Consider the following 26,559-nt stretch of genomic DNA (forward strand, 5'->3'; position numbering starts at 1 on the left):
GCGAGTCACGCGCGCGCATGCCAGCGCAAATGGCCGGAGCGCCGGGCCAGCAGAAGCCCCGCCGCGGCCAGCCCGACCATGGCAATGGCTGCCGTGTTGCCCGAAGCGGCCCGCCCCATGTCGAGCGCGATTTCACCCGTGCGCGGGCCCGCGAGCTGCAACCGGCGCTTGGTCATTTGCGCGCCCAGGTCGCCCAGCTTGTCGGCCAGGTGCTTTTCGGCCGCCGGCAGCAAGATGGTTTCCTCGTCGGCCACGTGATGCATCACGTCGCGCATGAGCGCCGACAAGGTCTCGTCGTAGTCGCGCGCCTCGGGCTCCATGGTGCGGAGCAGCCCGATGAGCCTGCGCATCTCGGAGTGTTCGTCGATGGCCTTCGTGATGCGTTCGTCGTCGAGCTTGCGCATCTCCGGGTAGAAGATTTCTTCTTCGAGCTGCGCGTGAATTTCAAGCGCCGTGCAGATGGTGTTGACCAGCCCCTTTTTCACGCGGCTCGGCGAGCTCGCCTTGTACTGGTGAAAGGTGGAAAGCACGTGCGTGTGATCCAGGCGAATCATGTTGGTCGCCGTGGGAAAGAGCCGGGAGACGAGATTTGTCATGGTGACCTCCAACGCCGATGAAAAGCGTGGCGCCCGGCCGGCAGGCGGCCGGGCGCCGTGGGGTGGAAAGGCTGCGTGAAACCCGGGCGGGCTCAGGCGGCCACGCCGGTGAGTTCTTCCATCAGCTCTTCCTTGCGGGCCGCGAGCTGTTCGCGCATGGCCATCAGGTCGAGCCCCTTGGCGGCGCGCGCCTTGACGAAGATCTCGTTGCGCTCTTCCTTCACGTGGTGGTCGATGTATTCACCCAGCACGATGACCTTGGCGTCGAACTTGTCGTCCACGTCGGTGGCGGATTCGATCTGCGCAATCAGTTCCTTGGCGCTGGCATGCTCGACCTCGGCTTCATCCAGGAGATCGGTCTCGCTGAGCGCCTCGCGCAAGGCGGGGTAGAAAATTTCTTCCTCGATCTGCGCATGCACCGTCAGTTCGGTGCAGATCTGGGTCGCGAGTTCGCGCTTCTTCTGCTGCGCGCCGGCAGCTCGCGAATGGGTCAGTTCCTCGTACTCCTTGAACAACTTCTTGACGTTGCGGTGGTCGGTATCGAGAAGGCTGCATGCATCGGGTGCTGCTCGCTTGGTAGAGGTGGGCATCGTGGGCTCCGAATAAGGTTGGTGGAAGCTGAACGATGGGGGGACTCGAAACTGCGCGACGTAGGAAAGCTGCCTGTGTGCGCGTAGCAGCGCCCACTACTCGCGCCCGCGCTGGGCAAGAAGGCACCCGGCTGCCAACCCCACTGCAAAGAGGCCGTACACCACGGCCATCGAGCCTTTGGAAAGATGGTGCTCGAAACCGGGGGTGAGCCGGCGCGGGGTGATCGTGTAGTCGATGGTGCAGGCAACCGCCGTTGCGGCGCCCGCACTGGCAAGCGCGGCAGGCACCGATTGCGGCGGGCGCCGCTCGGTATGCAGCCAGGCGTAGAGCAGCGCCCAGAAAATCGCGCTCGCATGGTGGGTGGCATAGCCCAGGGCCGTGTGCCGCAGCGTAGGCCGGTACACCTGCAGGGCCTGCTCGCCCCAAAGCCAATGGCTGGTGGCATTGGTGGGCGCCACCGCGCTGCCCGCCTCGCGCCGGCCGCACAGCATGAGCGCGGCCGTCGACGCAACGCTGGCCAATGTTCCTGCGATCAGGCCGGTTCGCAGCACCGGGGCAAGTCGTTTGCTTGTGTTCATGTGGAAACCTCTATGCGGGGCTTTCGGAAACGGCCCGCGTCATGGCGCCCGTGGCCCTGGCACCGAGCGTCATTTCCGTCATCCAGGACACCAGGAGCTGCCCGTAGGCCTGGCGCGACGACTGCTTCGACAAGGCGTGGTCGGCGCCCGAAATGACGCGGTAGGTGGCGGAACGAACGCGCTTGAACGCGCCCAGGTAGTTCTCGATGACCGGGTGCGGCACGATCTGGTCGTGCTCCGATTCGACGATCAGCACGTCGCCCGTGAAGGCCTCGCAGGCGGCCAGCGCCCGGTTGTCGCGCGGGCCCACCAGCGTGCGGCGGTAGGCCACCAGGTCCGACCTGCTCAGTTGGCCCTTGGGCGCAAGCCATTCGCGGTCGCGGTAAAGCGCCGGCGCGCGCAATGCGAGCCAGCGCACCGGGCGCATGGCGCTGACCAGCGCCGCCAGGTAGCCGCCATAGCTGCTGCCGACAATGGCGATCGCGTTGGGATCGACCGTGGGGTGGCTCACCAGCGTGTCGTACGCGGCGAGCACGTCGCGCAGGTTGTCTTCCCGCGTAACCTCCTTGCGAAGCGCCGCATGGCGCGCGTGGCCGCGCAGGTCGAAGGTGAGGCACACGCAGCCGAGCGCGGCAATGTCGTGCGCGCGCGCAATGTATTGCTCCTGGCTGCCATCCCAGCCGTGCACGAGCAGGACACCGGGCACCATCGTCGAAGCGGCGACCAGCGTTCCGGCAATGTGCTGGCCGTCTACGGGAATATCGATGATGTTATGTCGTGTCGCTGGCATACGGTTGGATCAATGCGTACTTGGTCAGGGGTCCCATCCGATTGTCGATGCCGCGGTAGTGCACCGCCGCCTCCGCCGGAATGGGCGCCGCCGCGCCATAGGTCTCGAAGCACGAGACGCGCAGGCGTTCCAGCGCCGGGTCGCGCCAGAAGCTCTCGAGCGCCATCATCTCTGCGCCGGTTGCGCCCCCCACGCGCCACGACTGCTCCAGCACGCCCGAGCGCCATGCGCCGCCGGCGCCCACGCCCTGGGCCACGTCGTAGTTCACGCGCGACGCAAGAAAGCCCGGAAAGCAGTCGATCACCGCCTGGTGGTAGCGCCGCGCCTGTTCAATGGCCAGGCACAGCGCCGGGCTCGGGCTGGTCTTGGCAAGCAGCACGTCGAAGTTGCCGCGCACCAGCGTCAAGTCGGAACCGCCGTACACGCTCTGGCCCGCGTTGTCGGCCGTCATGCGCTGGCGGCCGAAGTAGCTCACGATCATGTGATCGACCATCACCTGCCCCACGCTGAACGTGTCGGGCCGCTCGAGGTTCTCTTCGATCACCACGCCGTGCAACGCAATCTCGCTCTCGTCCATGGCGGCCAGGCAGCGGTCCAGCGCATCGGCGTCGGTGACCATGGTCTGGCCCCGCCCGCCGGTGGCGCACACCGGCTTCACCCGCACCGGGCCGTTTTCAAGCAGGCGGCGCCCGGCCCATCGCGCATCCTCGGCAGAGAAGGCCGAAAACCCGTCGAGCGCCGCATGCGAAATGTCGGCGGCAAATGCGGACGCCCACCCTTCAGGGCAGGCGGCGGCCCGTCCGACCAGCGGATGCGTGATGGCCTTGGTGGCTACGAAAGGGTATGGAACCACGCCCCCGAACAGGTCATGCACCGTCGAGATGCCGAGCGACCGCGCCAGCTGCGTGCTGGGCACGGTGTCGCTCGGCACAAAATAAAGCGGCGTGTTCTCGTGCGCGCGCGAGGCGTCGTATTCGCCGGCAAAGCGAAACTGCTTCAGCGCCGCAAGGCGCTCGGCAAAATTGCTGCGCGTGGCGCGTTCGTGTTCGCTGCCGTAGGCCTGCGGATCGGCGCTCCACACCACCACGCTGCCGCCGGTGCTCTTGAGGACGGTGTCCACGAGGGCGACTCCCGAGCTGAAAGAAGTGTCCATGGCTTGCGCTCCCGGCCTAGCGTTGGTCCGCCGTTCCGGGTTCGGCCATCCTGCGGTGCTGCTTGGCCAGCAACGCCGACGGCGTGACGTTGGCAACAGCGACCTGGAGCTTGTTCTTCCAGCCCGCGACCACGTCGCCTTCGCCGTTCATCATGGCTTCGAAGCCGATCTTCGCCACCTTGGCCGGGTCGGCCTTCTTGTCGTCCTGGCCCACCTTGGTGTCGAGCATGTCGGCACGGTCGAAAAACTCGGTGTCGGTCGGCCCCGGCATCAGGCAGCTCACCGTCACGCCGCTGTCCTTCAGCTCTTCGCGCAGCGCAAAGGAGAACGAATCCAGGAAGGCCTTGGTGCCGTTGTACACCGCCTGGAAGCTGCCGGGCATGAAGCCCGCAATGGAGCCGGTGATGAGAATGCGCCCCTGCCCGCGCGCGCGCATTGCACCGCCTATGGCGTGAATCAGGTACAGCGTGCCGGTGATGTTGGTGTCGAGCACGTGACGCGCGTCTGCAAAGTTCTGGTCGAGAAACGCATGGCCGAGCCCTCGCCCGGCATTGGCGAGCAGCGCGTTGACCGGACGCTGGGCGGCGGCCGCCAGCAGGCGGTCGACCCCCTCGGTGGTAGACAGGTCGGCAAGCACGGGCTGCACTTCCACGCCCAGTCTGCGCAATTGAACCGCGGCGTCCTCGATCTCGGGCTCGTCGGCCGCAATAAGCAGGTCGAAGCCCTCGTTGGCGCAGCAGCGCGCCAGTTCCAGCCCTATGCCGGACGAAGCGCCCGTCACGATGGCGAAGGGCTGGGTGAAACCGGAAGTGCTCGTCGGGGAAGTGTTCATCGGAATAACTCCTTGTGAACGATTGGCGGGGGCGCACGGCGGCAAACCGTGCATGTCGACAGCTCCCGACCATCGTCGAACACCTAGCGACCCGGCAGAGCGGGATAACGCGCGTCGTTGTGAAAGAGGCTTCCTACGCGCCGCAGAACTCGGTGGCGACTTTCGCGGCCACGCGCAGCTTTCCTACGGGCTCGGCGATGCGCTTTGGGAATCGTGAGGCCTCCTGCTGACTGGAGTTTTGCCGGCCCATGGCCACATCTTCTTCCTCCCCGCCCCCTGCCCTCGCCTCCACGCCCGCCGCCGGCCACACCGCCTTGCTGATCATCGACATGATCAGCTGCTGGGATTTTCCGGATGCGGAAAAATTATTGCCTGGTGCGCACGCCATTGCCGGGCGCATCGCGGCGCTGAAGGCGCGATGCACTCGCGCCGGGGTGCCCACCATCTACGTCAACGACAACCGCGGACGTTGGCGCTCCGACTTTCCAAAACTGGTGGACATGTCGCTCGCCTCCGGCGGCGCGGGCGCCGAAATCACTTCGGCGCTGCTGCCGGGCGAGAAAGACTACTTTGTACTCAAGCCCAAGCAGTCCGCCTTCTTCGCGACCCCGCTCGAGCTGCTGCTCGCCTACCTGAAGGCAAGGCGGCTGATCGTGACGGGCGTGGCCAGCGACCAGTGCATCTGGGCCACGCTGGCCGATGCGGGCATGCGCGACCTGGAAGCGCTGGCACCGCGCGATTGCGTTGCTTCGCAAACACCGGAACGCAACGAACGGTTTCTGCGCCAGGCGGAAGAAGCGCTGCTGGTTCGCACCACACCCGGCCCGCGCATCCGCCTGCCTGCAAAGCGCTGAGCAGCCTACGACGCGCCGCCGCCGCTGGGCCCGCTCGCGGCGGACTGCTTCGAGCGGTCGGGCTCGGCCGGCTGCGAAATGATGTTGAGCGTATCGCCCGCCTTGCCTATGTCGCCCTTGGCGGCCGTGTCGCCGAGCGACAGCATGCCCACGAGCCGGCGGTCGCGGTCTACCACCGGCATTCGGCGCACCTGGTAGCCGGCCATTTCATTCATCACCGTTTCGACGTTGTCGGTTTCGGTGCACCACTTGACGTCCTTCGTCATCACCTCGGACAGCGAAGTGTCCAGCGGGCGCTTCTGCGCCACCACGCGCAGCACGATGTCGCGGTCGGTCACCATGCCCAAGAGGCGCTGGCCGTCGCACACCGGAATGGCGCCGATGTCCAGCTCGTCCATGGCCTGGGCGGCCAGCGCCACCGGGTCCGCGGGCGCGAGGGTTCGTACGCCGCGGGTCATCAATTCAGAAACTCGGGTCATTGCGGATCTCCTTGGTTGCCTGGGTCAGCCGCTGCGGTGCTCGGCATTGCGCTTGCGCGTTGCGGCGGCTTTCTTGGCGGATGCGGAACGTTCAGCGGCGGTGCGCGATGCAGCAGCAGCACCGCCCTTGTGGCCGCCCTTGCGCGACGGTGCGTGGTTCTCGGCCTTGCCGCGGCCGCTACCGCTCTTCTTGCCGCCGCCGGTCTCGGCGTTGACGGTGGCCCAGGCACGTTTTTCGGCTTCGGCCTTGCCGACACCGCGGTGCTCGTAGCTTTCCTCGATGTGCTCGGCCTTGCGTTTCTGCTTGTCCGTGTAGGACGACTTGTCACCTCTTGGCATTGCTTTCTCCTGAAGGGTGAAGATGCCTTGCATCGTGCGCCTTCCCTCTGCCCCGTGGGTCGGAGGACGCAGGGCGTGCGCGTGGGAGCAGTCTGGCGGCGGCGCAACGCCGCGCAGCGCCATGCCGCTGTGGGATTGCGCCGACGCCCCATGAAGCCGATTGCACGACAGCCGCCGCCGGCGCATGCGCGGAACATGGGGTGGTGGTGGCCGCCCCTCGCCGCCGAAGGGCGCATCGATGATGAACCTGTCCGATATTTTTTCTCCCGACCAGCCGCTGCTTGAAATGGTGATCCGCGGCAGCGCGATCTACTGGTTTCTTCTGATCGTCTTTCGCTTCGTGCTGCGGCGCGACGTGGGCTCGATGAGCATGGCCGACCTGCTGTTCATCGTGCTGGTGGCCGACGCGTCGAGCAATGCGATGCAGGGCGAATACAGGTCTGTCACCAATGGTTTGACGCTGCTGGCCACGTTGATCGGCTGGAACTACCTGCTCGACCTGCTCGGCTACCGCTACGAGTGGGTGGCAAGGGTGCTGGCTCCCCCGCCCGAGCCGCTGGTGCGCCACGGACGACTGGTGGCCCGCACGCTGCGCAGGGAGCGCATCAGCGTCGACGAACTGATGGCCAAGCTGCGTGAACACGGCATCGACGATCTTGGCCTGGTCCGGGTCGCGCTTCTCGAGGCCGACGGAAAGATCAGCGTCATCCGCAACCGATAGCAACCCACCGCATTCACAGCAACCGACAAACGCCGGCACGTCCGGCAGATGGAGTTTCAATGAAGCAGACAGTCAGCGATTTCGTGGTGCAACGCCTTTACGACTGGGGCGTGCGGCGCATTTACGGCTACCCCGGCGACGGCATCAACGGTCTGATGGGCGCGCTCGACCGCGCCGACGGCTCCATCGAATTCGTTCAAAGCCGCCACGAGGAACTGGCCGCCTTCATGGCCTGCGCGCACGCCAAGTTCTCGGGCGAGGTGGGTGTGTGCCTGGCCACCTCGGGGCCCGGCGCAATCCACCTCCTGAACGGCCTCTACGACGCAAAGCTGGACCACCAGCCGGTGGTCGCCATCGTCGGCCAGCAGAAACGCAGCGCCCTCGGCGGCGACTACCAACAGGAGGTGGACCTTGTCTCCCTGTTCAAGGACGTGGCGCACGAGTTCGTGCAGATGGCCTCCAGCGCGGAGCAGGCCCGCCACCTGATCGACCGGGCGATGCGCATCGCACGGGACCGCCGCGCGGTGACCTGCGTGATCTTTCCCAACGACGTGCAGGACCTGCCCGCCGTACCGGTGCCGCCGCGCGAGCACGGCACCGTGCACAGCGGCATCGGCGCCACGGCCACCGCGATGGTGCCCGAGGCACACGCGTTGCAGCGCGCGGCGGAAATCATCAATGCCGGAAGCAAGGTCGCCATCCTCGCGGGTGCGGGTGCCCTGCACGCCACCGACGAATTGATCCACGTGGCCGAACGCCTTGGCGCGGGCGTTGCCAAGGCCTTGCTGGGCAAGGCCGCGGTGCCGGACGACCTCCCCTTCGTGACCGGCGCCATCGGCGTCCTGGGCACGCGGCCGAGCTCGCGGATGATGGAAGACTGCGACACCCTGCTGATGGTGGGCTCGTCGTTTCCGTATGCGGAGTTTCTGCCGCCCGAAGGCCGCGCGCGCTGCGTGCAGATCGACACCGACCCGCGCGCCATTGGCCTGCGCTACCCCGCAGAACTGGGCCTGGTCGGCGACAGCCGCGCCACGCTGGCCGCCCTGCTGCCGCTGCTGGAGCACAAGGAACACGGCCCGTGGCGCCGCGGCATCGAGGTCGAGGTGGCCAAATGGTGGCGGGTGCTCGAGGCGCGCGCCCATGTGGAAGCATCGCCAGTCAACCCGCAGCGCGTGTTCTGGGAGCTCTCCCCACGGCTGCCCGAACAGGCGGTGCTGACCTGCGACAGCGGCACGGCCGCCAACTGGTATGCCCGCGACGTCAAGCTGCGCCGCGGCATGAAAGCCAGCCTCTCGGGCGGCCTGGCCACCATGGGGCCCGCCGTTCCCTACGCCATTGCGGCCAAGCTGGCTCACCCGGACCGGCCGGTGGTTGCGATGCTGGGTGACGGCGCCATGCAGATGAACGGCCTGAATGCGCTTATTACCCTCGCGCGCATGTGGCGCGACTGGGCCGACCCGCGCCTGGTGGTGATGGTGCTCAACAACCGCGACCTCAACCTGGTGACGTGGGAGCAGCGCGTGCTCGGCGGCGATCCGAAGTTCGAGGCTTCGCAGGTGCTGCCCGATTTTCCATATGCGCGCTTCGCGGAAATGCTCGGCCTTGGCGCCTTGCGCGTCGATACGCCCGAAGCGATTGGCCCCGCATGGGATGCCGCCTTTTCAGCCGACCGCCCCATGCTGCTTGAAATGGTGACTGATGCGGCCGTGCCGCCGCTGCCGCCCGATGTGTCGCTTGCGCAGGCCAAGGCCTACCTCTCGGCGCTTTGGCATGGCGACCCCGAGGCGATGCGCACCATCAAGGCCGCCGCGCGGGAATACTGGGCCAGCGCAACGGCCTGAGCACTGGGCCCCTGCACCACTACCTGGCTACCCGCCGGTCCGGATGCCCGCCCTGGCCTTCGATTCTTCTTCGCTGGCGCGCGAGAGGCATGCGGCCTTGTCGCCGCCCTGCCGCTGGTTGCACTTCTCCCTGGCCACTTCGTAGTTCACCGCCACTCTGGTTTCGGCAAGGCGGCGGGCATTCGCATCGCTGGGGCTGCGCTGATGGTCGAGCTCGGCCGTTGCAATCTTCTCGCGGCCCTGGGCCTCCTTGATGCAGACGGTTCGCGCGAGTTCGGGCTGCGTCTCGCACTGCCCCAGCGCCGCCTTCAGGTTTGCGCCGATGCGCTCGCGGGCGGCGCCGTATTCGACCATGGCCGGATCGATCTCGGCCGGGTGCGGCCGGGTGTCTTGCGCACTTGCCGGGGCTGCGACAACCCACAGCAGTGCGGCAGCGAACAACGCGTAAAGCTCGTGTTGCATGGTTTGCATGGCAATCTCCTGTACGTTCGCGTTCAGCCAGTGTGGGCGCCGCATCGGCCGGGCCGGTAGGACGTGCGCCCAAGCCTTCCGGGGGCGCCGCCGACGCGCAGCCCCCATCTGCAGCGCCGCGGGGGAGCGTCAGCATGTGCTTACGGACGCTTCCCGACGCGTCCTACCGATGCCGCGCAGGCGACTTCTATATTGATTTCAGACGCCGAATCCTTCCTTGCAGAACAACCACCGGCGTCAAGGAGATCATCATGAAGAAACTGCTAGTGATGTGCGCCGCGGCGTCGTGCCTTGGAATGGTCCAGGTGCATGCGCAAGTGAACACCACCCCGTCGGCGGCAACCGATCCCGCCATGGCCGAATTCAAGGCGGCCCGCGACAAGATCTCGGCCGACTACAAGGCCGACAAGGCGGCCTGCGACGCCATGAAGGACAACGCCAAGGACGTCTGCATGGAACAAGCCAAGGGCAAGGAAAAGATTGCCAAGGCCGAGCTCGACCAGAAGCAGAAGCCCAGCGACGGCAATGCCCGCAAGGTGGCCGAAGCCAAGGTGGAAGTAGCTTATGAGGTTGCCAAGGAAAAGTGCGACGACCAGAAGGGCGACGCCAAGGACGCTTGCGTGAAGCAAGCCAAGGCCGACCAGGAAAAGGGCAAGGCCGAAATCAAGGCCATGAAGAAGTGACTGACGGCCACGTGATGGCGGGAGTCATTCCACAACAAGCCTGCGCCGGGACGCCGAAGCGGTGAAGCCCGTGCAAACGCTCGCCATTTCCGAGACCCTGCGCACGCAGTTGTCCGCCGAAAACCTCCTGGCCATCAATTCGCATGGCCAAGAGGTTCTTCATGGGCTGGACTTCGACGAGTCGCAGCTCCTGGTGGAGTGCAGGGAGCAACCGCCGGCCGATGCCTCCATGCAGGAGCGATGCGCCGAGCTCGTCATAAAGCACGAGCGCGCGCGGTTGCGCATTGCTACGGTCGACGACGAACGCACTGCCGCGAAGTTCTAGCGCCGGCGGTCGCCCTCAACGCAAGGTTGCAAGGTACGCGGCAATGTCGCGCGCGTCCTGTTCGGTCACGCCCAGCTCCGGCATGGCCGTCATCGGATCGACCTCTTTTGTATGCCGCAGCCAGCGCACCATGTTGTCGGGCGTGTTGGCGAGCTTTCCGGCAATGAGGGTGCGCCCTGCGATTCCCGCCAGCGGCGGACCGACGTGCGGCGACGAGCTCGTCACGCCCGGAATGGTGTGGCAGGCACTGCAGGCGTATTGGTGAAGCGCCCGCTTGCCGCGCTCGACGTCGCCCGGGCGAACCGGTGCGCCGTCCGTAGCGGCCCCGCATGCGAGCCCCGTGGGTGCGCCCTGCACGCCGGTCGCTTCGACGCGCGTGGCTTCGGCATATTGCTGCGGCGTCAGGTCGGGCAGCCGCGCAAGAAACGCCACCACCGACCACAGCTCTTCCTCCGACAACCGGTATTCCCACGCCGGCATGCCGCTCATCTTGATGCCGTGCTTGGTGAGCCAATACAGCTCGCGCGGTTTCCAGTGGTGCCGCGCATCCACCAGCGGCCCGGGCAGCGGCTGCATGCTCTTTCCGATGTCGCCCTGCGCTACGCCGGGCGCGCCGTGGCACTGAACGCACTTGTCGCGAAAGCATGCCGCACCGCGCATCACCAGCCGCTCGTCGTCGAGCTTCGGCGTCTCGATGTTGCGGGCCCGCAGCTTCACCGACTGGTGCATCGCGGTTTCGAGCAGCGAATACACGGGCTGCGTGTGCTGCACCGTGGCGGCCACGTTGTAGAGGCCGCCGTACACCACCAGCGCGCCCGCCGCCGCGCCTGCAAGGCCCAGCGCGGCAATGGTGAGAAGAACGGTCTTGGGTGCACCCATCGGCAACATTCAATTGGCGGCATTGTCCGACGCGCACCGGCGCCGCCGTGTCGGCGCAAGCCGCGTTCCTGTCCGCACAATCGCGGCATGCTGGCCGCCCTGCCTTACCGCGCCGTGCTCGCGTATGCCGTACACCCGTTCGCCCTGCTGTTGCTGGCGCTGCTCTCGGGCGCGTGCACGTCGCAGGAGAGCGGCCCTGCGTTCGATCATGCGCCGCAGGCGCAGGTCGAAAGAGGAAGGCTGCTGCTCGCGCAATACCAATGCGGCAGCTGCCATGCCATTCCCGACGTGCAGGCGGCCCGCGGGCGCATGGGGCCGACGCTGGCCTCGTTCGGGCGCCGCAGCTACATCGCGGGGCAAGTGCCGAACGGGCCGGACCATCTCGTCCGATGGATCGTGGCGCCCGCCGCGTTGGTGCCCGGCACCCTGATGCCTGCCATGGGCGTTTCGCCCGACGATGCGCGCGACATGGCGGCCTACCTGCTCTCACTCGAATGAGCGAAGGCCCGCCGCAATCCGCACTACGGGCCGCAGGGCCGGTCGCCGAGACGCTGCTCGAGGTGAGCGGCGTGCTGGTGGTGGGCGGCACGCTGATCTTCGCCGGGGTGATGCTGCTGCTGGTGCTTGCCATGCGGCGACGCAAGGGCACCGTGAACGCGCGCTGGTGGCTGGTTGGCGGCGGCCTTGTGTTTCCGACGGTGGTGCTCACCGCACTCTTCTTCTACAGCGAATGGCACCGGCCGCCGTGGCGGCCGATTCCACCGCCCGGCGCGCTGATCGTCGGGGTGACGGGCCACATGTGGTGGTGGGAGGTGCGCTACCGCGACCCGGCCACCGGCGCCGAGGTGGTCACCGCGAACGAAATCCGCATTCCGGTGGGGCGGCCCGTCTACTTCGGGCTTGGCAGTGCCGACGTGATTCACAGTTTCTGGGTACCGTCGCTCGGCGGCAAGATGGACATGCTGCCGGGCCGCGTGCAGCACCTGCAGCTGCAGGCCGACCGGCCCGGCACCTGGCGCGGCCAGTGCGCCGAATATTGCGGCGAGCAGCACGCGCGCATGGCGCTGCATGTGGTGGCGGAGGAGCCCGCGGCCTTCGATGCCTGGCTTGCGGCGCAGGCAAAGCCGGCGGCCACCGCAGCCACCTCACCCACGTTGCCCCGCGAGGTCGAGCGTGGCCGCGAAGCCTTTCTTGCGCACCGCTGCAACGCCTGCCACACCGTGCGCGGCGTGAGCGAAGAAAGCCGCCTCGGCCCCGACCTTACGCACGTGGGCAGCCGGCTGCACCTGGGCGCCGGCACCGTGCCCAACGAACCCGCCCATCTGGCCGCGTGGGTTGCCCACACGCAGCAGCTCAAGCCGGGTGCACGCATGCCTTCGTCCGGCAATCGCATCGGCGAGGCCGACCTTCAACTGATCGCGGCCTGGCTCGCGCAACTGAAATGACCCACGCTGCGAACGACGTTGCAAACCTGCCGCCGCGCCCCGAGGGAGAGCGCGAGGCGCTCGAGCGCGCCTGGGAGCCGCCCAGCGGCTGGCGCCAGCTCTCGGCGGTCAACAACACGCGCATCGGCGTGTTCTACATTGCCGCGGCCATGCTCTTCTTCGTGCTGGCCGGCGTCCTGGCGCTGCTGATGCGCACTCAGCTGGCAGTTCCCAACAACGGCCTTATCGACGCCAACACGTACAACCAGCTCTTCACGATGCATGGCACCGTGATGATGTTCCTGTTTGCGGTTCCCATCGTCGAGGCCGTGGCCATCTATCTGCTGCCGGGCATGCTCGGTGCGCGCGACCTGCCGTTTCCGCTGCTCTCCGCCTATGCGTTCTGGGCCTACTTCATCGGCGGCCTCGCTTTCTTCTGCACCATTTTTTTCGGCGAGTCTCCGGACGGCGGCTGGTTCATGTACCCGCCGCTCACCGGCAAGGAGTTTTCTCCCGGTCGCGGCGCCGACTGGTGGCTGCTGGGCATCGGGTTCATCGAGATATCGGCCATTGCCGGCGCCATCGAATTGATCGTCGGCATTCTCTTCACGCGCGCACCGGGCATGAAGCTGATGCGCATGCCCATCTTTGCCTGGGCCATGCTGGTGAGCGCGCTGATGATCGTCATCGCCTTTCCGGCCGTGATTGCCGCCACCATGCTGCTGGAGCTGGAGCGCGCGTTCGACTGGCCCTTTTTCATTCCCGCGCGCGGCGGCGATCCGCTGCTGTGGCAGCACCTGTTCTGGTTCTTCGGCCACCCGGAGGTCTACATCATCTTTCTGCCCGCAGCGGGCATGGTCTCGATGATGGTGGCCACGCTGGCCGGCACGCCGCTGGTGGGCCACCGGGCCGTGGTGCTGGCGCTCATCGGCGTGGGCGTGGTGAGCTTTGCGCTGTGGGCGCACCACATGTTCACCGCGGGCCTGGGCAACCTCTCGCTGCTGATCGTCTCGGCGGCGAGCTTCATCGTGGCCATACCGAGCGGCGTGCAGGTGTTCGCGTGGATCGCCACCTTCTGGCGCGGCCGCGTGGCGCTGAACGCGCCCACGCTGTTCCTGCTCGGCTTTCATTTCATCTTTGTGCTGGGCGGCCTCACCGGGGTAATGGTGGCGGTGCTGCCTTTCGACTGGCAGGCGCACGACAGCTACTTCATCGTTGCGCACCTGCATTACGTGCTGATCGGCGGCATGGTGTTTCCGGTGTTTGCGGGGTTTTACTACTGGGCGCCGCTCTTCAACGGGCACTGCCTTTCGGAGCGCTGGGGCCGCTGGGTGTTCGGGCTCATGTTCGGCGGTTTCAACCTGGCGTTCTTTCCAATGCACATCGCGGGCATGCTCGGCATGCCGCGGCGCGTGTACACCTATGACGGCAGCCTGGGCTGGAACGCGCTCAACATGCTGTCGACCGTGGGCGCCTACATCCTGGCCGCAGGCGTGCTGCTCTTTTTCATCGATGCGTTCCGCACGCTGCGGCGGCCCTCCACCGACCACGGCAACCCCTGGCGCGCGGGCACGCTCGAATGGTTGCCGCCGCGCGAATACGGCGTACGCAGCATCCCGCAGGTCGATTCGGCCTATCCGCTGTGGAAGAACCCCGCGCTGCCGCAAGAGGTCGAGGCCGGCCACCACTGGCTGCCCGGCACGGTGTTCGGCGGCCGGGAAACGCTGATGACCAGCCTGCGCGACGCACGGCCGCTGCACCTGCTGCGCCTGCCCACGGACAGCTGGTGGCCGCTGGGAGCGGCCGCGGGCACGGCGGGCTTCTTTCTTCTGTTGACGGTTTCGCAGCCGCTGCCGGCGTTTGCATGCGGCGTGCTCGCGGTGGCGTTCATCCTGCGCTGGTTGTGGGATTCGGATCTTCCGCCGCCGGTTGCAACGGTCGACGTGGGCCGGGGCGTGCGCCTGCCGGTCGGCGCGCATGGCAGCTCGTCGCATTCATGGTGGGCGATGATCGTTCTGATTGCGGTGGACATGACGATCTTCGTCTCGCTGCTCTACACCCACGTGCACCTGGCAATGGCAAGCGATGTGTGCCCGCCGCCCGGCGCCGCGCTGCCGGCCATGCGCTGGCCGCTGGCCGCGGCCTTGCTGCTCGCGGCGAGCTCGGGCGCCATGCTGGCTGCCACGCACATGGTTCGCACGCCGCACACACGCGGCCAGCGCGGGCTGCGCCTGCTCATGGCGCTGGCCATGGCCGGAGCGGCAGCCTCGGCCGCGCTCGACATCGGGGGGCATCTGCTGGCGGCGCTCGACCCGCGATCGGAAGGCTGGAGCGCGTCGGTCGGCATGCTGCTGAGCTACCAGGCCTTTCACATCGCCGTGCTGATGCTGATGGGCGGCTACGTGCTGGTGCGCTCCTGGACGGGCCGGCTGCAGCCCGCGGCCCGCGCGACCATCGACAACACCGGGCTCATGTGGCACTGCGTGACCGCGCAGGGAATCGTCGGTGCGCTGACGGTGCAGCTGCTGCCGCGGCTGCTGGGCTAGGGCCAGGGCTAGAGCGAGGGCTAGCAAGAGCCCGCATCGGGCGCGGGCGCAGGGGCGTACTTGTCCCCCACCCGCTCGCGCAGCGGATGCGTGTCGTAGACGATGTGCATGCTGTCGATGCGGTCGCTGCCGGGCCGAAAGCTGAACACGTCCACGCAAGTGAAATCGACCAGCCTTCCATCGCTCAGCGTCCAGTCGTACCGAAAATACGCGGCCACGCGCACCGTGTCTTCCACCGGCTGCACGGATGCGAACAGGTCGATCAGCGTGATCACGCTCTGGCTCGATGCCTGCGCCAGCCTGGGGAAGAAATCGCGCGCCTTCATGGTTCCGAGAAACGGCGAGTGAACGACGCCCTCGTTCTCGAAAACGGAGATCAGCCCCGCCGTATCGCTTTCGTGCAGGTGCCGCAGGTAGTGGCGTACGGTGTCCAGTTGGGGTTGAGTCATGCGAGGCTCCTGTGTTTTTCGGTTCAGTGGCCGGATCGTTCCAGACACAGCGCCCGGCCGCAAGCCACAATGGCTGCCAATCCATAAGCAGTATTTATGAATTTGCGCTACCTGCACTATCTGGCACTGGTGATCGATCACGGCAGCTTTGCTGCGGCGGCACGCGCCGGCGGCGTGTCGCAACCCGCCATCAGCCACGGCATGCGGCAGCTTCAGAAGCAGTTCGACACACCGCTTTTTGTTCAGGCGGGCCGCAGGCTGCTGCCCACAGACGCAGCGCTGCAAGCCGCCGCCAAGAGCCGGGGCCTCTCGGAGCAGATCGATGCGCTGGCGGCGGGCAGTGCCGCTGCGGCGCATCGCGACCTGCTGCGCGTGGGCGCCACGCCGTCGGCCGCCCTCGTGTTCGGGCCCTCGCTGCACTTCGGGTGGTGTCATGGCCGCCCGCGCCGTCGCCTCGACATATCGGGCGCCGACGAGGGCCGCATGCTTGCGAAGCTGCAGGGCGGCGAACTCGACCTGGTGATTTCGCCGCTGCCCCGCGGGTATGCCGCCAGCGGCCTGGCCTCCGAGCTGCTGTACCAGCTCACGCCGATGGTCTATGCGCGCCAGACGCACCCGCTGGCAAAGGCGCAGTCGCTGGAGGAACTGCAGGCGGCGTCGTGGGCCATCGTCGGGCCCAGCGTGAGCGGTCCTGTCGACGTGCTGCATGAAGCATTTGCCGTCCGACGGATGCGTGCGCCGCGTGTCGCGGTGTCTTGCGCCGACTACGCCAGCCTGCTGCAGCTGATGCTGCACGCCGACTTGCTCTGCGTGCTCCCACATCCGGCGCTGCTCGGGAGCGCGGCAAAGGGCCTCATCGTGCCGCTGGGCCTGCGCGAGGCGCTGCCGCGCTACGAGATGCACCTTTTCACGCCGAAACGGCCGCGCCGGTCGTTGGCGCATGTCATCTCGGGCCTACGCCAGCAACTTGCTCCGCTGGCCGGCACGTCGCCCGGGCAAAAGACCCGCGCCCCTTCAGCGCGGTGACGTGGCCGGCGCCTGCGCACCAATCATCCAGCACGCCGCGGTGAAGCGAACCTCACTGCCGCGCACATAGGGCTCGAACGCCGCGCGCACGGTCGCTATAACCTGTGCTCGCCTGCGCTCGTCCGTCTCATCCTGAAGCACCAGGCCGACCGGGCCGAGCCGCGTGAGATAGCCCATCAGATCGCTTTCGGGCAAAGCGCACTCGACGTCGATGGGCCGGATGTCGATGCCGGCCCAGCCGCTCTCCTCCAGGATGGAAGCGACCCGGCCCGGGTCTGCAAAAGCGAACTGCCCCGGCGCGCCCGGCTTGCGAGCCGGCAGGTTTGGCAGCAGCGGTGCCGCGGCCCGCTCGGCCGTGGTCATGAACGGGTTTTCCGCGGCGCTGCGCCACGCAATGGCCCGAAGCCTGGCGCCACTCTTGGCAGCGTTCAGCAGGTTGGAAAAAGCCTGCACCGGGCTGTCGAAGAACATCACGCCGAAGCGCGAAACGACCAGGTCGAAGCTCGCCGGCTCGAAGGGGTGCCTCTGCGCATCGCCGCACACAAAGCTTGCCGGCGCGCCTTCCCGGTTGGCGCGTGCGCGCGCTGCGGCAATCATCGGCTCGGAAATGTCGGCCCCCGTGCAGTGCCCCCCGGCGCCGAGTACCCGTGCGATGGCCAGCGTGGTGGCCCCGGTGCCGCAGCCCACGTCCAGCACGCGGCGCGCCTGCGCGGCACGCACCTCGTCGACGAGCAGGTTTTCGAACGGCGTGAACAAACGGTCGAGCGACTCCTGCGCATCGACCCAGGCGCGGCCCGCGCGCCCGTTCCACAGTGCGGCCTGTTCGTTGTCTTCCGTGTGCTGCTTGATGTTCATGATCGTTTTCCTTGCAAGCCCTGAAGGGCGGAAGCTAGACTTTGCAACTTCAAGTCGACTTGAGGTCAAGTGGTGGCAGCAGCTCATCTGGACATTGCCGAAGTGGCGCAGCAATCGGGCGTTCCCGCATCGACGCTGCGCTTCTACGAAGAGAAGGGGCTCATCGCCTCCACCGGTCGGCGCGGCTTGCGCCGCCTGTTCGATGCGGGCGTGCTCGAGCGGCTGGCGCTGATCGCGGTGGGTCGCTCCGCGGGCTTCTCGCTCGAAGAAATCGGCCGCATGTTCGCGCCCGGCGGAATGCCGCGCATCGACAGGCAAATGCTCGCGGCCAAGGCCGACGAGCTCGACAAAACCATTCGCAAGCTCAGCGCCATGCGCGACGGCCTCCGGCACGCCGCCGCCTGCCCGGCGCCCAGCCACATGGAATGCCCGACGTTTCAGCGCATCTTGCGGGCTGCGGCGTCCGGGGGGGCCAAGCGTTCGCCCAAGGCAAGTGCACTAAGATCCGCCCGCTGTTGAACTCGGCCGCTGGCCTTGCATCGCCCATGACGCACTACCTGCGCCGCGTTCTCTGTGTCTTGCTGTGCCTGCCGGCGTGGGCCCTGGCCTCGGAGCCTTCCCGATTTGCCGCTGCCCTGCGCGAAACAACGGTGGGCGACAACGCAGCGCAGGCTTTCTTCCTCGTCGGCCAGTTGCGTAGCGCGGGGGCGCCTCCCGCCGACATCGAAGCCTTGCGCCGCGAACTCCTGCATGCGTATGTGGCGCAGATCACCCGCCCGGCCGCTGCACCCGCGCCCCGGCCCGGAGCGTGGGAATCGTTCAAGCGCAGCCTGCCTTGGACTGCCTCCGCCCCTGAAGACACCGTGGCCGCCGCAATTGCACGCGGCCACACCCGAAGCGGCGTGCTCGACGCTCCCTTTCGCGCCGCCTGGCAAGGGGCGCTCAACCACGGGCTGGCTCCGCAATGGGAGACCGGTGCCGCGCGCGCGCCCTTCTTCACCATCGTGATGCGCGACATGCAGCCCGTCGCACCCGGCTTGTGGGCCGCACCGACGAGCGGCGGCAGGGTTCGCCTGATGCTGGCGCTGCGCCTGGCCAACACCTCCACGCGGCCGCTCCCCGTCTTTCGGCCCGACATCGTTCTGGGCGGCCTGGCCTTTGCCTGCACCTGGGACCGCCCCGAAGGCAATCTGAGTGAAATGCAGGCCAATGCAGTGGCCATGGTGCAGCCGGGCGCGGCGTCTGAACCGCTGGCCTGCGAGGCGCAGCCAGCCCCCGCGTATTGGCCCGAGCAGTTGCCGGCGCTCATGGCGGCCGGTGCCGATGCGGCCGCAAAGCCGCTTTTGGTGCCGCACGACATGGACAACGCGCGGCGCGCGTACCACCTCGAGCTTGCCCTGAGGGAACTTGCGCCGCAGGACGAAACCTGGGGCCGGCGGCGGCTGGTTGCGCAGCAGGAACCGGCACGGCAATGGGCGCCCGGCGCAAACCCGCTCGAGCCACCCGAGTCCAGCCATTGGGCCGCGGGCCCGCACAAGGGCTGGAAGTCGTCAGCCGAGGCGCTGAAGAATTTCATGGCGGCCACCGTGCTCGCACTTGGCTTGTTTGCCGCAGGTCGCGGCCTGCTGCGCGTGGGCATGCCGAAATTCGCCGTGGCGGCGGGTACGCTGCTGGCCGGCCTTGGCATGACGGCATTGGCCGCCGCCAGCCTGGGCCGCGGCGGCACGGGCTATGCGCATCCGCTGTACACCGGCATTGGCATATGGAGTGTCTACTTCGGGCCCGTTCTGCTGTGTGTGCTGGCGCTGCACGGCCTGCACAAGCTGGTGGACGACGAAGGAACCACCTGGTGGGAGACCGTGGTCAAAGGATGGCGCAAGACGTTCGACCTGGGCTCCGCCACCAGCCGCGCCGAGTTCTGGGGCTTTGTCGCGCACTGCGCCTGGTTGTGGGCCCTTGCACGCATCTGCTTGGCGCCGCTGGACCGCTGGATCGGCCTTGTGCTGCTGCTGCCGCTGGCCACGATCACCGTGCGGCGGCTGCGCAGCATGTCCCCAGCCGAGATGCTCGGCCTGGGCTTGACCGCCGTCGGGCTGGCGCTGCTGATCTTGATCTGACCTGCGGCATTGCGCGGGCGGACTCCTACAGCACGATCATCGCCTGGCCGATGCGCAGCGATTTTTCCGGGCCGAAAGTTGCAGTTCTGGGCATTGCAACAATCGACGCCGTCATCCCCAGAAATGCCGGCCGGAGACATCCTTCCATGACAAGCGCCAATCCGGTTATTTCTTCAGAGCGTGTCGAGGGAACCGCCGTGTACAACGCGGCGGGCGACAAACTCGGCACCATCGACGACCTGATGATCGACAAGATTTCAGGCCAGGTCCGCTACGCCGTGATGGAGTTCGGCGGCTTCCTGGGCATGGGCACCGACCGCTATCCCATTCCGTGGCCCATGCTGAAGTACGACACCGCACAGGACGGCTACGTGGTGCCCTTGGACAAGGCACAGCTCGAGGGCGCGCCCAAGTACGCGAGCGACCGCGTGCCTGACTACGACGACAAGTACAGCGGCACGGTGGACAAGTACTACGGGCTGTAGGGAGCTAGAGGGGTTCGGCGAGCGCACCCGCCGAACCATGGGGCGACAGGGAGAAGCCCCTTAATCGACCTTCGACGCCTGGAAGTAAGGCTGCGAAGACTCCATGAACGCATGGTGCAGGCGGGCAAGCTCGCGCGCGAGTTGCTGCGCTTCCGATCGGCCCTGTTCTGAGCCGGCTTTCATCTCGCGAACCGCAGCCTCGAAACGAACGGTGGCCCCTTTCCATTCGTCATAGCGCGCCAGGAACTCGTCCCAGTCGAGAGCATTTTTCGCCCGCTGGCCTTCGAGCGGTGTTTCTCCCCGCGCGGCCTGGAGCTCCCAGGGACTTGCCTCGACGTTCGGCCCTTCGGTGAATTCGTCGGCGGCCTTTTTCAGGTCTGCGGGCGATGGTGCGGGATGACCGGGGCTATGGGATCCGCTCTTGTCGACAGGTTGGTTGAGTTGAGCCATGAATTTCTCCTGAAAGTTTCTTCATGGCACGGTCTGCGATTTGGGGCAGCGGAGATGTCGGACGGATACCGGGCAGGTGGTCGGTTCAGTCGGAGTTCGGAGATGTGACCCGCTCGATATACTGCGCCCGTCACGTCAAAAAAAGGCGTGATCGGGATTGGTCTCCTGAAGCATCTCTGCGACGTAAGCCGCAGTTTCCCCGCAGGGTCTGCGGCTTGTTGTTCGTGCCTCCAGTTTTTTTGGCGGCTCGACGGGCGGGCGCAAGCCCGGCCGGTTCTCGCAAGAGGTGCCCGGTAGACCAACCCGTCGAGCTGCCGCCTCGATTGGTCTCGAGAGCGGCGGTTTCAGCAAATCGCACCTCTTGGAGGCCATCAATGGCTACACCCGCTCGCGCCTCTGCGCACGCCGCCGCACTCCCCGCCCCTTCCGAAAACGTCACAGCAGCGCCGGACGCGACGCCAAGTCCTGACGCCGCAGCTGAATCAAGCTTGTGCCCGCTGCAAGACCGCGCCGAGTCACTCGCTCTTCAGGCGTCCGATGACATCAACAATATTCACGACGTGCACCGCGCATACGCATGCCTCGAAGGACTCATCGAGCCACAGCGCTTGAAAGACCCGGCAGAGGTCTACATGAGCCGGAGCGAACTCGGCGCGCTCTTGAGATTGCTTAACGCCGAACTGCAACGCCGCATCTGCACCGCCGACACCGCGATCAAATCCGTGCGCGTGGCCTTGGCCGGGAGCGTTACGCAATAACCTTGCCTTCCACCCTCGGTGAGCACGACGGTAGTTCCCGATGAGTCGACACGAGTATCAGTTTGGGAAAGCAACACCAGGTCACTCTCTCGATTCGCCTCAACAAAGTTGCCCATTTGGCCAAGGCGGCGGTGCTATTCTCGCGCCCATCAAAATTTCGGGGGATACAGGATGCGGCTTTGGTCCATATGTATGCTCGTCTGGGTAAGTACAGTATCCGCCGCTGATGGATCGACGACAACGCTCTACAAGTCCACCGGCCCTGATGGAAGAACGATCTATAGCGATGTTCCGCCGCCACAGGCCCGCGACTCCAAGACGCTGACGTTCAAGAATCTGCCGGCCAGTCCTTTGTCTGCAGACACCCTCGCGTACGTCGAACAGCTGCGCAAGTCAGCTGACGCCCGAGCATCGGCCACGCCGCCTCGCGACACGGTGCTTTTTTCTGCCAAGTGGTGCGGCTATTGCAAACAGGCAAAGGCCTACCTGGCAGCCAAGGGCATCGGTTATCGGGAGGTGGACATCGACACCGCGGAAGGCAAATCAGCCTATGCGCAACTCGGAGGTAACAGCGGAGTGCCTCAGCTCTTCGCGAACGGTCGGGGTGTCACGGGTTTTACCGCTGCCGCGTATGACGCTTTTTTTCAGGCTCGCAGCAAGTAGCAGCGGTGCTGCGCCCCAAGGCTTGAACTCGCCTCAAATTCGACAAGCGCGTGCCGCCAAGCGGTCACGAACCGGATTTGAAGCCGGTGAACGACCGCTTTAGGGTTTTCTGAACTTCGGCTTCGGGCCCGAAGCCGTCCTTCGCATCTTGCAAAAGCGGACCTTCGAAAGCAACTTCGGATTCGTGCTCAAAGCGGACGGTGCGTGATTTACGTGAGTTCGGCGGGTAGCCCGCAGATAGGGCAGATTGCCTGCTTCTCATAGCCAACCAAGGTATGCCCACAATGCGCGCCTTCTTGCAAAAGGCCAACGCCGTGGGAATCGTTCGGTTCGGCGTCCCGTGGTCGAGCAACTAGCAACACGTCCCATGGACTGGGCTGGCTGGCCCCTTCGTGGAACCTGTGCACCTCAGCAAGACAAAGTTTTGCTTCTTCCCACTCCGGTCGCCCAACGTCGACAGCTCGTTGCTCCAGCGCTTTCGCAATGACATCCAAGAGCTCACGCTGTGGCAATTTCACTAGAGTTTCGATAAGAGAGCTGTTGCGCATGATATGTCCGCTGATGGCCCGACTGTAGCCGTGCAAGAACCGGTGCTTCAGTCCCGAAGGCCACGCAAAACAACCGAAATACACACCGATGGATTGCATCTGATGTCGGCTTATCGTTCCCAGTCCATGTTGCCATCATCACTGGTTCCGCAAAAGGCCCAAGACTCGTGCGCGCTGGCCCCAGAAAATGATCCTTCGATTTGTCGAAATATCCTCCACGATTCGTTCTGGTCTTCTTGATCTTGAGGCACGTCGAAGATCTTCAGATAGGCCGAAAGTTTTGGTAGCCAGTCTTCAGCTGAGCCCAGCATTCCTCCGATATCTGAAGTATCGAAGTGAACGTAGTCAGAAGAATTTTGACTGAGCATGGACTGAAATGCGTTCAGCCATGCGCGATCCAGCGTAGGGAAGTGGGAGACAAGCCAGCTTTCACGAGAAGCAAGCATTTCTATCGCGTCGAGCCGTCGCTTGACGAGATAGGGCCAGGCGTCTCCGTTCTCGTCTGCGGTGAGAACCGTCAGATCCCTTTGCTCGTACATAGCAAGCCAAAAGAGGGGCAGGTGATATCTTGATTGAAGGTACGGCTCGTTGGAATCGGCCAACGCGCCAGTTGCTGGCGGCAAGGGAGAATCAGTGAAATAGAGGCTGGAGTACGCGGCCATGAATCTGAACTCACCTGTCTTTTGCAAATGGATCTGTGTAGCACCAAATGACTGCCGTTGGCCGACTTTAGCCGGTCGCGGCCTTGGAGCTTCGGGCCCAAAGCAGTAGTTCGCGGTCCTCTAAAGCAGTCGCTCCGTTCTCTCTCGCCCCTACCGGAACAGCAGTCTCACTACCTTCGGCCCAGGATCCACCAAGGCTTCGTTGTAGAAGTGTTCTGCGCCGAAGAAAGGCCCGGCGAGATGCTGTGGCCGCTCCTCAGGCGCTCCCGCTCAAGAAGTTCTCGACTGAAGGCGATCATTGCGTCACAGCGTTCTTCGAGCGTCGAGAAAACGGATTTCAACCTAAGCAAGTGAGCAATACGAATGTTGCCGTCTATGAACGGGTATACCTCTTGGTTGAGTGCGGTCCAAACCTTCCGCTCATCTGAGGATTCGACAATCCAACGCTCCAGAGTCTGCCCGATACGCGCACCGTTGTCGTTTGTCCGCCAAGTCCAAAGATCTAGCAGCATCGCCACGTCTTCAGGGCGATATGTGGCGGGCAGGTCAGCCCAAAGCAGCTCAGCCAGATCCGAATCATCTCCATATTCATCGAGCAGGCGCATCACCGTGTCATCGCTGCCCTGGTAGTTAGCCAAGCGGAATGCAGCCACCTCATCTAGAGTCGCTTGAACCAAGTGAACACGGGTGTTCATAAAACTAGTGTGTCTGCCACTCTCAAATGTCTGGTTCTGGCCGGCAACCGCCGATCCTGCCTCGGCTCGAGAGCGCCAGAAATATCCTCACCAAACATCATGCTGTGGGGTCAATCCTGGCGGACCTCTGCTCTGTGTTCCGCCTGCGCCGTTCGCGTCGGGCGGCAAAGGACACAAAAATCAGCACGACCGTCAAAGGAAGGAGCACGTTTGCAAGCATCTCTCCGACGATTCGTCCTTGGTCGTGGCTTGAAAAGCGTCCCATGTCCAATGCGAGCAGCGCTTGAACTGTGAAGAAAAAATACACCGCACATGCGGCAAGAACCAAGATGACCCCCGCTGTTCGGGAGGGCACCAGGTCTCGCCTGACAAGTAGGTTGAGGCCCAAGGCTCCGCAGTAGCCCACAAAGTAGACCACCGTGTAGATGATGAGTAGCGTTACGGCCATAGTTCCTTCTCCTCAGGCCTCCGAGTTGTTCTTGTCGAAGATGGCATCGCAATCGCTCGCGTCTCGACGTCTTGGTTCCTGCCTCGGGGTGAATTCTGGCCTAGATTCGAGCGTCCGCTGTTGGCCGATGGTTGACGGGCCATTCCGGGCTCGCCAACTAGAAGTAGCGCAGGCCGTCTTCGATGAACTTAGGTCTGCACATAGCCTGCTGTTCGTCATTCAACTGGTTCCATGGCGGTTCGAACCAGCCCAAACCTTCGCTGGTGGTCAAAATCAAAGCGGAGAATCTATCTTGTATCCATTGACGTTTGTCTTCCAGCTCCGGCGGGAAATCGGCAAAAGAGTACTTATCTGACAACGGGTTCAATCGCCGAACCTCGATCAACTGCCCTGCAAGGAAAAACTGGTACTCCGGATACTCGTCACGTATCAACGCTTCCATGCGGAAAATGCAGGCATCTTGCTCGGCAGCCAACACCCGCGTGCCAGGGCGGGCGGCCAACTTTTCGAGCCGCTGCCGCGTCGAGTTGCCTCTACCTGCCGACAACCGCTGCGTTTCAGCCGCGACTTGTTCGCTAACGTTATTGGGAAGCATGGGTGTTGACTGATTTCGAGACTGATCGGAAGGTCCGGTGTTGGCCGACTGTAGCCAGTGGGGCAAGCGTCAGGTCCCGAGGGCAGCCCCACGCTGGAAGCCTCGGACAAGTCCGGGAAAGTCATCAGCTACTTTGATGGCAACGTCTGGTGCCATTCCAATCATAGGCAGCATGAAGACGGCGCCGGCCTCGTCGAAGGCGTAGATTTCACCACCACCATTCCCGGCGAACGCCACGAAGCCCGGAGCGTATGCGCCAACTTCCATTTCAGCGTTGGCGGTAGTCACCTCGTCCTCGGCCCAAAGGATGATGTACTGCTCCTCGTCATCCATGATGACGAAGCCCTCGAACACGCCGTTCGCGTTGATGAATGCTCGGTAGGCAGCAGGCAGGTGACTGGTCATCGTGGGTGTCTGGTTATGGCCGCACGGCGACCTTCTTTCTTCGCTACCATTTCAAAGGCTCATCATCAACGTCGGTCATCACAAGCGCATTCAACGCCTTTGCAACCGACGCCAGCTTCTTGCGAACCTCGTTGCCTGGCTTCTCGAACTCTGGTCTGTACTCAGTGACCAGCCTACCGCGAACGAAGCGCAGAAATGGTTGTCACGCGCCGCCGCTTAGGAGTTCTGAGTCGGCCTCACCAACTGGCAAGCGAATCTGGTCGCCCGTCATGGGGTTGACTGCAACATGCGCCTCAGTGCGAAGGCGAAGGTCTGGTTCCTGCGAAACGACTCGTCTCCAATCCTCAAGCGAGATTGGTCGCTCAGCGCCACTAAGGCGCTCGACGAACAGGCTGATGCTCAAGTTTTCTCCTCGGCAAGAAAGCGCGACTGCGAAGGTCAGCTTAAAAGTGAACTCTGAGGCGGCTGACGAAGGACCGGTCCTGGCCGACTGTAGCCTCACAGACAGTCCATCCAGCCTTCTGCGTCGATGTGACCGATGAGTGCATCGAGGGAATCGTGGTCGATTTCCATGGAGACGACGTGTCCACCCTTCCGATGCGGCTGGATCGACAACACAGAAATGGCTACGGGCGCGGCATCAAGGGTGCGACGTAGCGAATCAAGCTCCGTCGCCTTGTCAGTAAACGATTCACTGCGATGCATCAGTCTGGGGCCAATCCTCATCCTATCCGAGCTAGGTCAAAGTTGCAGCCCATTGTTCACGAGGCGCGGTTTGCGCGCACGCGCGTCGGGAAGCAAGGTGCAATCACATGGGTCGAATGTCGGCTTTTCGGCATTCAGCGCCTTGTCCACAAACGACAGATTTTGGCCGACTGTAGTCGGCCGAATCGTGCAGCTCATGACTGCCTTTGCCTCACTTCAATATGCTGTTGGTAACAAAGCCGACACCGCAGGCATGGCAGTAGAACCCAGGCACGAACTGCTGCAAGGGCGGCTTCTGCAGGTTCTCGGTGCTGCACTCGTCGATGGCCAACTGGTCGCGCCGCCTATAGCCGGCTCGCTCCTCATCGGGAAACAGCAGGCGTGGACTAGCTCTTCCGATGAGAACAAGCTTCGCCTTGACTTGCGCATCGCTGTGACATCGAGGGCATGTGTTCGCTGCTGGCGGCGAAGAAGGCATAAAACTCTCAGTTTGGTTGATGACGGCGAGAGGCTGCTATTGGCCGATTGTGTTGAAAAACTCCGCTGAATTCTAGGAACTGGCTCGCAGTTTGCATGCCCTTCATCATCGATGGAGG

36 protein-coding genes are annotated in these 26,559 nt (G+C 64.8%); 15 read left to right on the forward strand and 21 right to left on the reverse strand.

Annotated features, from left to right (window positions below):
* Nucleotides 1-5 precede the first annotated feature (5 nt).
* The 7 genes from V9L21_RS25435 to V9L21_RS25465 form a co-directional block, all read right to left on the reverse strand.
* Complete coding sequence (locus V9L21_RS25435; protein ID WP_337315561.1) at nt 6-596, reverse strand: hemerythrin domain-containing protein; 591 nt, start codon at nt 594-596, stop codon at nt 6-8.
* Nucleotides 597-688: 92 nt separating this feature from the next.
* A complete protein-coding gene (locus tag V9L21_RS25440) occupies nt 689-1,186 on the reverse strand; it encodes a hemerythrin domain-containing protein (protein ID WP_337315562.1) in 498 nt (165 codons plus the stop codon).
* A 96-nt stretch (nt 1,187-1,282) separates the two neighbouring features.
* On the reverse strand, nt 1,283-1,765 hold the full coding sequence (locus V9L21_RS25445; RefSeq protein WP_337315563.1) for a hypothetical protein: 483 nt from the start codon (nt 1,763-1,765) through the stop codon (nt 1,283-1,285).
* A 10-nt stretch (nt 1,766-1,775) separates the two neighbouring features.
* Nucleotides 1,776-2,555, reverse strand: a complete 780-nt coding sequence (locus tag V9L21_RS25450; protein WP_337315564.1) for an alpha/beta hydrolase family protein — start codon at nt 2,553-2,555, stop codon at nt 1,776-1,778.
* Nucleotides 2,536-3,708 (reverse strand): DUF3182 family protein, encoded by a 1,173-nt coding sequence (locus V9L21_RS25455; protein ID WP_337315565.1) that lies wholly within the window; start codon nt 3,706-3,708, stop codon nt 2,536-2,538. Before V9L21_RS25455 ends, V9L21_RS25450 begins: the two co-directional genes overlap by 20 nt.
* Nucleotides 3,709-3,724: 16 nt before the next feature.
* Nucleotides 3,725-4,540: an SDR family NAD(P)-dependent oxidoreductase gene (locus tag V9L21_RS25460; RefSeq protein ID WP_337315566.1), complete on the reverse strand. Its 816-nt coding sequence runs from the start codon at nt 4,538-4,540 to the stop codon at nt 3,725-3,727.
* A 133-nt stretch (nt 4,541-4,673) separates the two neighbouring features.
* The gene (locus tag V9L21_RS25465) at nt 4,674-4,871 is read right to left on the reverse strand and encodes a hypothetical protein (protein WP_337315567.1); all 198 of its coding nucleotides are present in this window, start codon (nt 4,869-4,871) and stop codon (nt 4,674-4,676) included.
* On the opposite strand from V9L21_RS25465, the gene V9L21_RS25470 reads away from it, so the two are divergent.
* Nucleotides 4,870-5,394, forward strand: coding sequence for an isochorismatase family cysteine hydrolase (locus tag V9L21_RS25470; RefSeq protein WP_337315568.1), 525 nt, complete (start codon nt 4,870-4,872; stop codon nt 5,392-5,394). The two genes, V9L21_RS25465 and V9L21_RS25470, sit on opposite strands and share 2 nt — an antisense overlap.
* 5 nt (nt 5,395-5,399) lie before the next feature.
* On the opposite strand, the gene V9L21_RS25475 is transcribed toward V9L21_RS25470, so the two are convergent.
* A complete protein-coding gene (locus tag V9L21_RS25475; RefSeq protein ID WP_157613338.1) occupies nt 5,400-5,873 on the reverse strand; it encodes a CBS domain-containing protein in 474 nt (157 codons plus the stop codon).
* 24 nt (nt 5,874-5,897) lie between these two features.
* Nucleotides 5,898-6,212, reverse strand: a complete 315-nt coding sequence (locus V9L21_RS25480) for a plasmid stabilization protein (protein WP_157613337.1) — start codon at nt 6,210-6,212, stop codon at nt 5,898-5,900.
* Between the two features lie 184 nt (nt 6,213-6,396).
* On the opposite strand from V9L21_RS25480, the gene V9L21_RS25485 reads away from it, so the two are divergent.
* Together V9L21_RS25485 and V9L21_RS25490 are read left to right on the forward strand one after the other, a co-directional pair.
* Nucleotides 6,397-6,933, forward strand: coding sequence for a DUF421 domain-containing protein (locus V9L21_RS25485; protein ID WP_337315569.1), 537 nt, complete (start codon nt 6,397-6,399; stop codon nt 6,931-6,933).
* Nucleotides 6,934-6,992: 59 nt separating this feature from the next.
* On the forward strand, nt 6,993-8,774 hold the full coding sequence (locus V9L21_RS25490) for a thiamine pyrophosphate-requiring protein (RefSeq protein WP_337315570.1): 1,782 nt from the start codon (nt 6,993-6,995) through the stop codon (nt 8,772-8,774).
* Nucleotides 8,775-8,801: 27 nt separating this feature from the next.
* Here V9L21_RS25490 and V9L21_RS25495 read toward each other — a convergent pair whose 3' ends face one another.
* Nucleotides 8,802-9,245: a hypothetical protein gene (locus V9L21_RS25495; RefSeq protein ID WP_337315571.1), complete on the reverse strand. Its 444-nt coding sequence runs from the start codon at nt 9,243-9,245 to the stop codon at nt 8,802-8,804.
* Between the two features lie 251 nt (nt 9,246-9,496).
* Here V9L21_RS25495 and V9L21_RS25500 point away from each other — a divergent pair, with 251 nt between their 5' ends.
* Both V9L21_RS25500 and V9L21_RS25505 read left to right on the forward strand, forming a co-directional pair.
* Nucleotides 9,497-9,928 carry a hypothetical protein gene (locus V9L21_RS25500; RefSeq protein ID WP_337315572.1) on the forward strand — a complete coding sequence of 144 codons (432 nt, stop codon included), beginning with the start codon at nt 9,497-9,499 and terminating at the stop codon, nt 9,926-9,928.
* Between the two features lie 61 nt (nt 9,929-9,989).
* Nucleotides 9,990-10,253 (forward strand): hypothetical protein, encoded by a 264-nt coding sequence (locus V9L21_RS25505; protein WP_157613333.1) that lies wholly within the window; start codon nt 9,990-9,992, stop codon nt 10,251-10,253.
* Nucleotides 10,254-10,268: 15 nt separating this feature from the next.
* On the opposite strand, the gene V9L21_RS25510 is transcribed toward V9L21_RS25505, so the two are convergent.
* Nucleotides 10,269-11,141 (reverse strand): c-type cytochrome, encoded by an 873-nt coding sequence (locus V9L21_RS25510; protein WP_337315573.1) that lies wholly within the window; start codon nt 11,139-11,141, stop codon nt 10,269-10,271.
* A gap of 78 nt (nt 11,142-11,219) precedes the next feature.
* Between V9L21_RS25510 and V9L21_RS25515 the strand changes: the two genes are divergently transcribed.
* From V9L21_RS25515 to V9L21_RS25525, 3 genes are read left to right on the forward strand one after another with little or no spacing between them, the layout of a single operon-like run.
* Entirely contained in the window at nt 11,220-11,630 is a 411-nt protein-coding gene (locus V9L21_RS25515; RefSeq protein ID WP_337315574.1) for a c-type cytochrome, read from the forward strand.
* A complete protein-coding gene (locus V9L21_RS25520; protein WP_337315575.1) occupies nt 11,627-12,577 on the forward strand; it encodes a cytochrome c oxidase subunit II in 951 nt (316 codons plus the stop codon). The genes V9L21_RS25515 and V9L21_RS25520 overlap by 4 nt, the downstream gene beginning before the upstream one ends.
* Nucleotides 12,574-15,102 carry a cbb3-type cytochrome c oxidase subunit I gene (locus V9L21_RS25525; RefSeq protein ID WP_337315576.1) on the forward strand — a complete coding sequence of 843 codons (2,529 nt, stop codon included), beginning with the start codon at nt 12,574-12,576 and terminating at the stop codon, nt 15,100-15,102. Before V9L21_RS25520 ends, V9L21_RS25525 begins: the two co-directional genes overlap by 4 nt.
* A gap of 20 nt (nt 15,103-15,122) precedes the next feature.
* Here V9L21_RS25525 and V9L21_RS25530 read toward each other — a convergent pair whose 3' ends face one another.
* Nucleotides 15,123-15,551 carry a nuclear transport factor 2 family protein gene (locus V9L21_RS25530; RefSeq protein ID WP_337315577.1) on the reverse strand — a complete coding sequence of 143 codons (429 nt, stop codon included), beginning with the start codon at nt 15,549-15,551 and terminating at the stop codon, nt 15,123-15,125.
* 96 nt (nt 15,552-15,647) lie between these two features.
* On the opposite strand from V9L21_RS25530, the gene V9L21_RS25535 reads away from it, so the two are divergent.
* Nucleotides 15,648-16,577 (forward strand): LysR family transcriptional regulator, encoded by a 930-nt coding sequence (locus V9L21_RS25535; protein ID WP_337315578.1) that lies wholly within the window; start codon nt 15,648-15,650, stop codon nt 16,575-16,577.
* Here V9L21_RS25535 and V9L21_RS25540 read toward each other — a convergent pair.
* Nucleotides 16,566-17,432 (reverse strand): class I SAM-dependent methyltransferase, encoded by an 867-nt coding sequence (locus tag V9L21_RS25540; RefSeq protein ID WP_337315579.1) that lies wholly within the window; start codon nt 17,430-17,432, stop codon nt 16,566-16,568. The two genes, V9L21_RS25535 and V9L21_RS25540, sit on opposite strands and share 12 nt — an antisense overlap.
* A 72-nt stretch (nt 17,433-17,504) precedes the next feature.
* Here V9L21_RS25540 and V9L21_RS25545 point away from each other — a divergent pair, with 72 nt between their 5' ends.
* The 3 genes from V9L21_RS25545 (at nt 17,505) to V9L21_RS25555 (ending at nt 20,034) form a co-directional block, all read left to right on the forward strand.
* Nucleotides 17,505-17,951, forward strand: coding sequence for a helix-turn-helix domain-containing protein (locus V9L21_RS25545; protein ID WP_337315580.1), 447 nt, complete (start codon nt 17,505-17,507; stop codon nt 17,949-17,951).
* On the forward strand, nt 17,948-19,549 hold the full coding sequence (locus V9L21_RS25550) for a hypothetical protein (protein ID WP_337315581.1): 1,602 nt from the start codon (nt 17,948-17,950) through the stop codon (nt 19,547-19,549). Before V9L21_RS25545 ends, V9L21_RS25550 begins: the two co-directional genes overlap by 4 nt.
* Nucleotides 19,550-19,695: 146 nt before the next feature.
* Nucleotides 19,696-20,034: a PRC-barrel domain-containing protein gene (locus tag V9L21_RS25555; protein WP_337315582.1), complete on the forward strand. Its 339-nt coding sequence runs from the start codon at nt 19,696-19,698 to the stop codon at nt 20,032-20,034.
* 60 nt (nt 20,035-20,094) lie between these two features.
* Here V9L21_RS25555 and V9L21_RS25560 read toward each other — a convergent pair whose 3' ends face one another.
* Nucleotides 20,095-20,484 (reverse strand): hypothetical protein, encoded by a 390-nt coding sequence (locus V9L21_RS25560; RefSeq protein ID WP_337315583.1) that lies wholly within the window; start codon nt 20,482-20,484, stop codon nt 20,095-20,097.
* A gap of 374 nt (nt 20,485-20,858) precedes the next feature.
* On the opposite strand from V9L21_RS25560, the gene V9L21_RS25565 reads away from it, so the two are divergent.
* Nucleotides 20,859-21,242, forward strand: coding sequence for a hypothetical protein (locus tag V9L21_RS25565; protein WP_337315584.1), 384 nt, complete (start codon nt 20,859-20,861; stop codon nt 21,240-21,242).
* A gap of 192 nt (nt 21,243-21,434) precedes the next feature.
* Nucleotides 21,435-21,905 carry a glutaredoxin domain-containing protein gene (locus V9L21_RS25570; protein WP_337295057.1) on the forward strand — a complete coding sequence of 157 codons (471 nt, stop codon included), beginning with the start codon at nt 21,435-21,437 and terminating at the stop codon, nt 21,903-21,905.
* Between the two features lie 209 nt (nt 21,906-22,114).
* Here the strand turns inward: V9L21_RS25570 and V9L21_RS25575 are convergent, their stop codons facing one another.
* The 7 genes from V9L21_RS25575 to V9L21_RS25605 all read right to left on the reverse strand — a co-directional run bounded on the left by V9L21_RS25575 (nt 22,115) and on the right by V9L21_RS25605 (nt 25,963).
* On the reverse strand, nt 22,115-22,552 hold the full coding sequence (locus V9L21_RS25575) for a hypothetical protein (RefSeq protein ID WP_337315585.1): 438 nt from the start codon (nt 22,550-22,552) through the stop codon (nt 22,115-22,117).
* Between the two features lie 11 nt (nt 22,553-22,563).
* Entirely contained in the window at nt 22,564-23,115 is a 552-nt protein-coding gene (locus tag V9L21_RS25580; RefSeq protein WP_337315586.1) for a hypothetical protein, read from the reverse strand.
* A gap of 170 nt (nt 23,116-23,285) precedes the next feature.
* Nucleotides 23,286-23,810, reverse strand: a complete 525-nt coding sequence (locus tag V9L21_RS25585; protein ID WP_337315587.1) for a hypothetical protein — start codon at nt 23,808-23,810, stop codon at nt 23,286-23,288.
* Between the two features lie 97 nt (nt 23,811-23,907).
* On the reverse strand, nt 23,908-24,258 hold the full coding sequence (locus V9L21_RS25590) for a hypothetical protein (protein WP_337315588.1): 351 nt from the start codon (nt 24,256-24,258) through the stop codon (nt 23,908-23,910).
* Nucleotides 24,259-24,415: 157 nt separating this feature from the next.
* The gene (locus V9L21_RS25595; RefSeq protein WP_337315589.1) at nt 24,416-24,853 is read right to left on the reverse strand and encodes a hypothetical protein; all 438 of its coding nucleotides are present in this window, start codon (nt 24,851-24,853) and stop codon (nt 24,416-24,418) included.
* 69 nt (nt 24,854-24,922) lie between these two features.
* A complete protein-coding gene (locus V9L21_RS25600) occupies nt 24,923-25,258 on the reverse strand; it encodes an SMI1/KNR4 family protein (protein ID WP_337315590.1) in 336 nt (111 codons plus the stop codon).
* Nucleotides 25,259-25,756: 498 nt separating this feature from the next.
* A complete protein-coding gene (locus V9L21_RS25605) occupies nt 25,757-25,963 on the reverse strand; it encodes a hypothetical protein (RefSeq protein ID WP_337315591.1) in 207 nt (68 codons plus the stop codon).
* 196 nt (nt 25,964-26,159) lie between these two features.
* Between V9L21_RS25605 and V9L21_RS25610 the strand changes: the two genes are divergently transcribed.
* A complete protein-coding gene (locus tag V9L21_RS25610) occupies nt 26,160-26,510 on the forward strand; it encodes a hypothetical protein (RefSeq protein ID WP_337315592.1) in 351 nt (116 codons plus the stop codon).
* Nucleotides 26,511-26,559 lie beyond the last annotated feature (49 nt).

The sequence above is a fragment of the Variovorax sp. CCNWLW235 genome, from assembly GCF_037204085.1.
Classification (GTDB): Bacteria; Pseudomonadota; Gammaproteobacteria; order Burkholderiales; family Burkholderiaceae_C; genus Variovorax.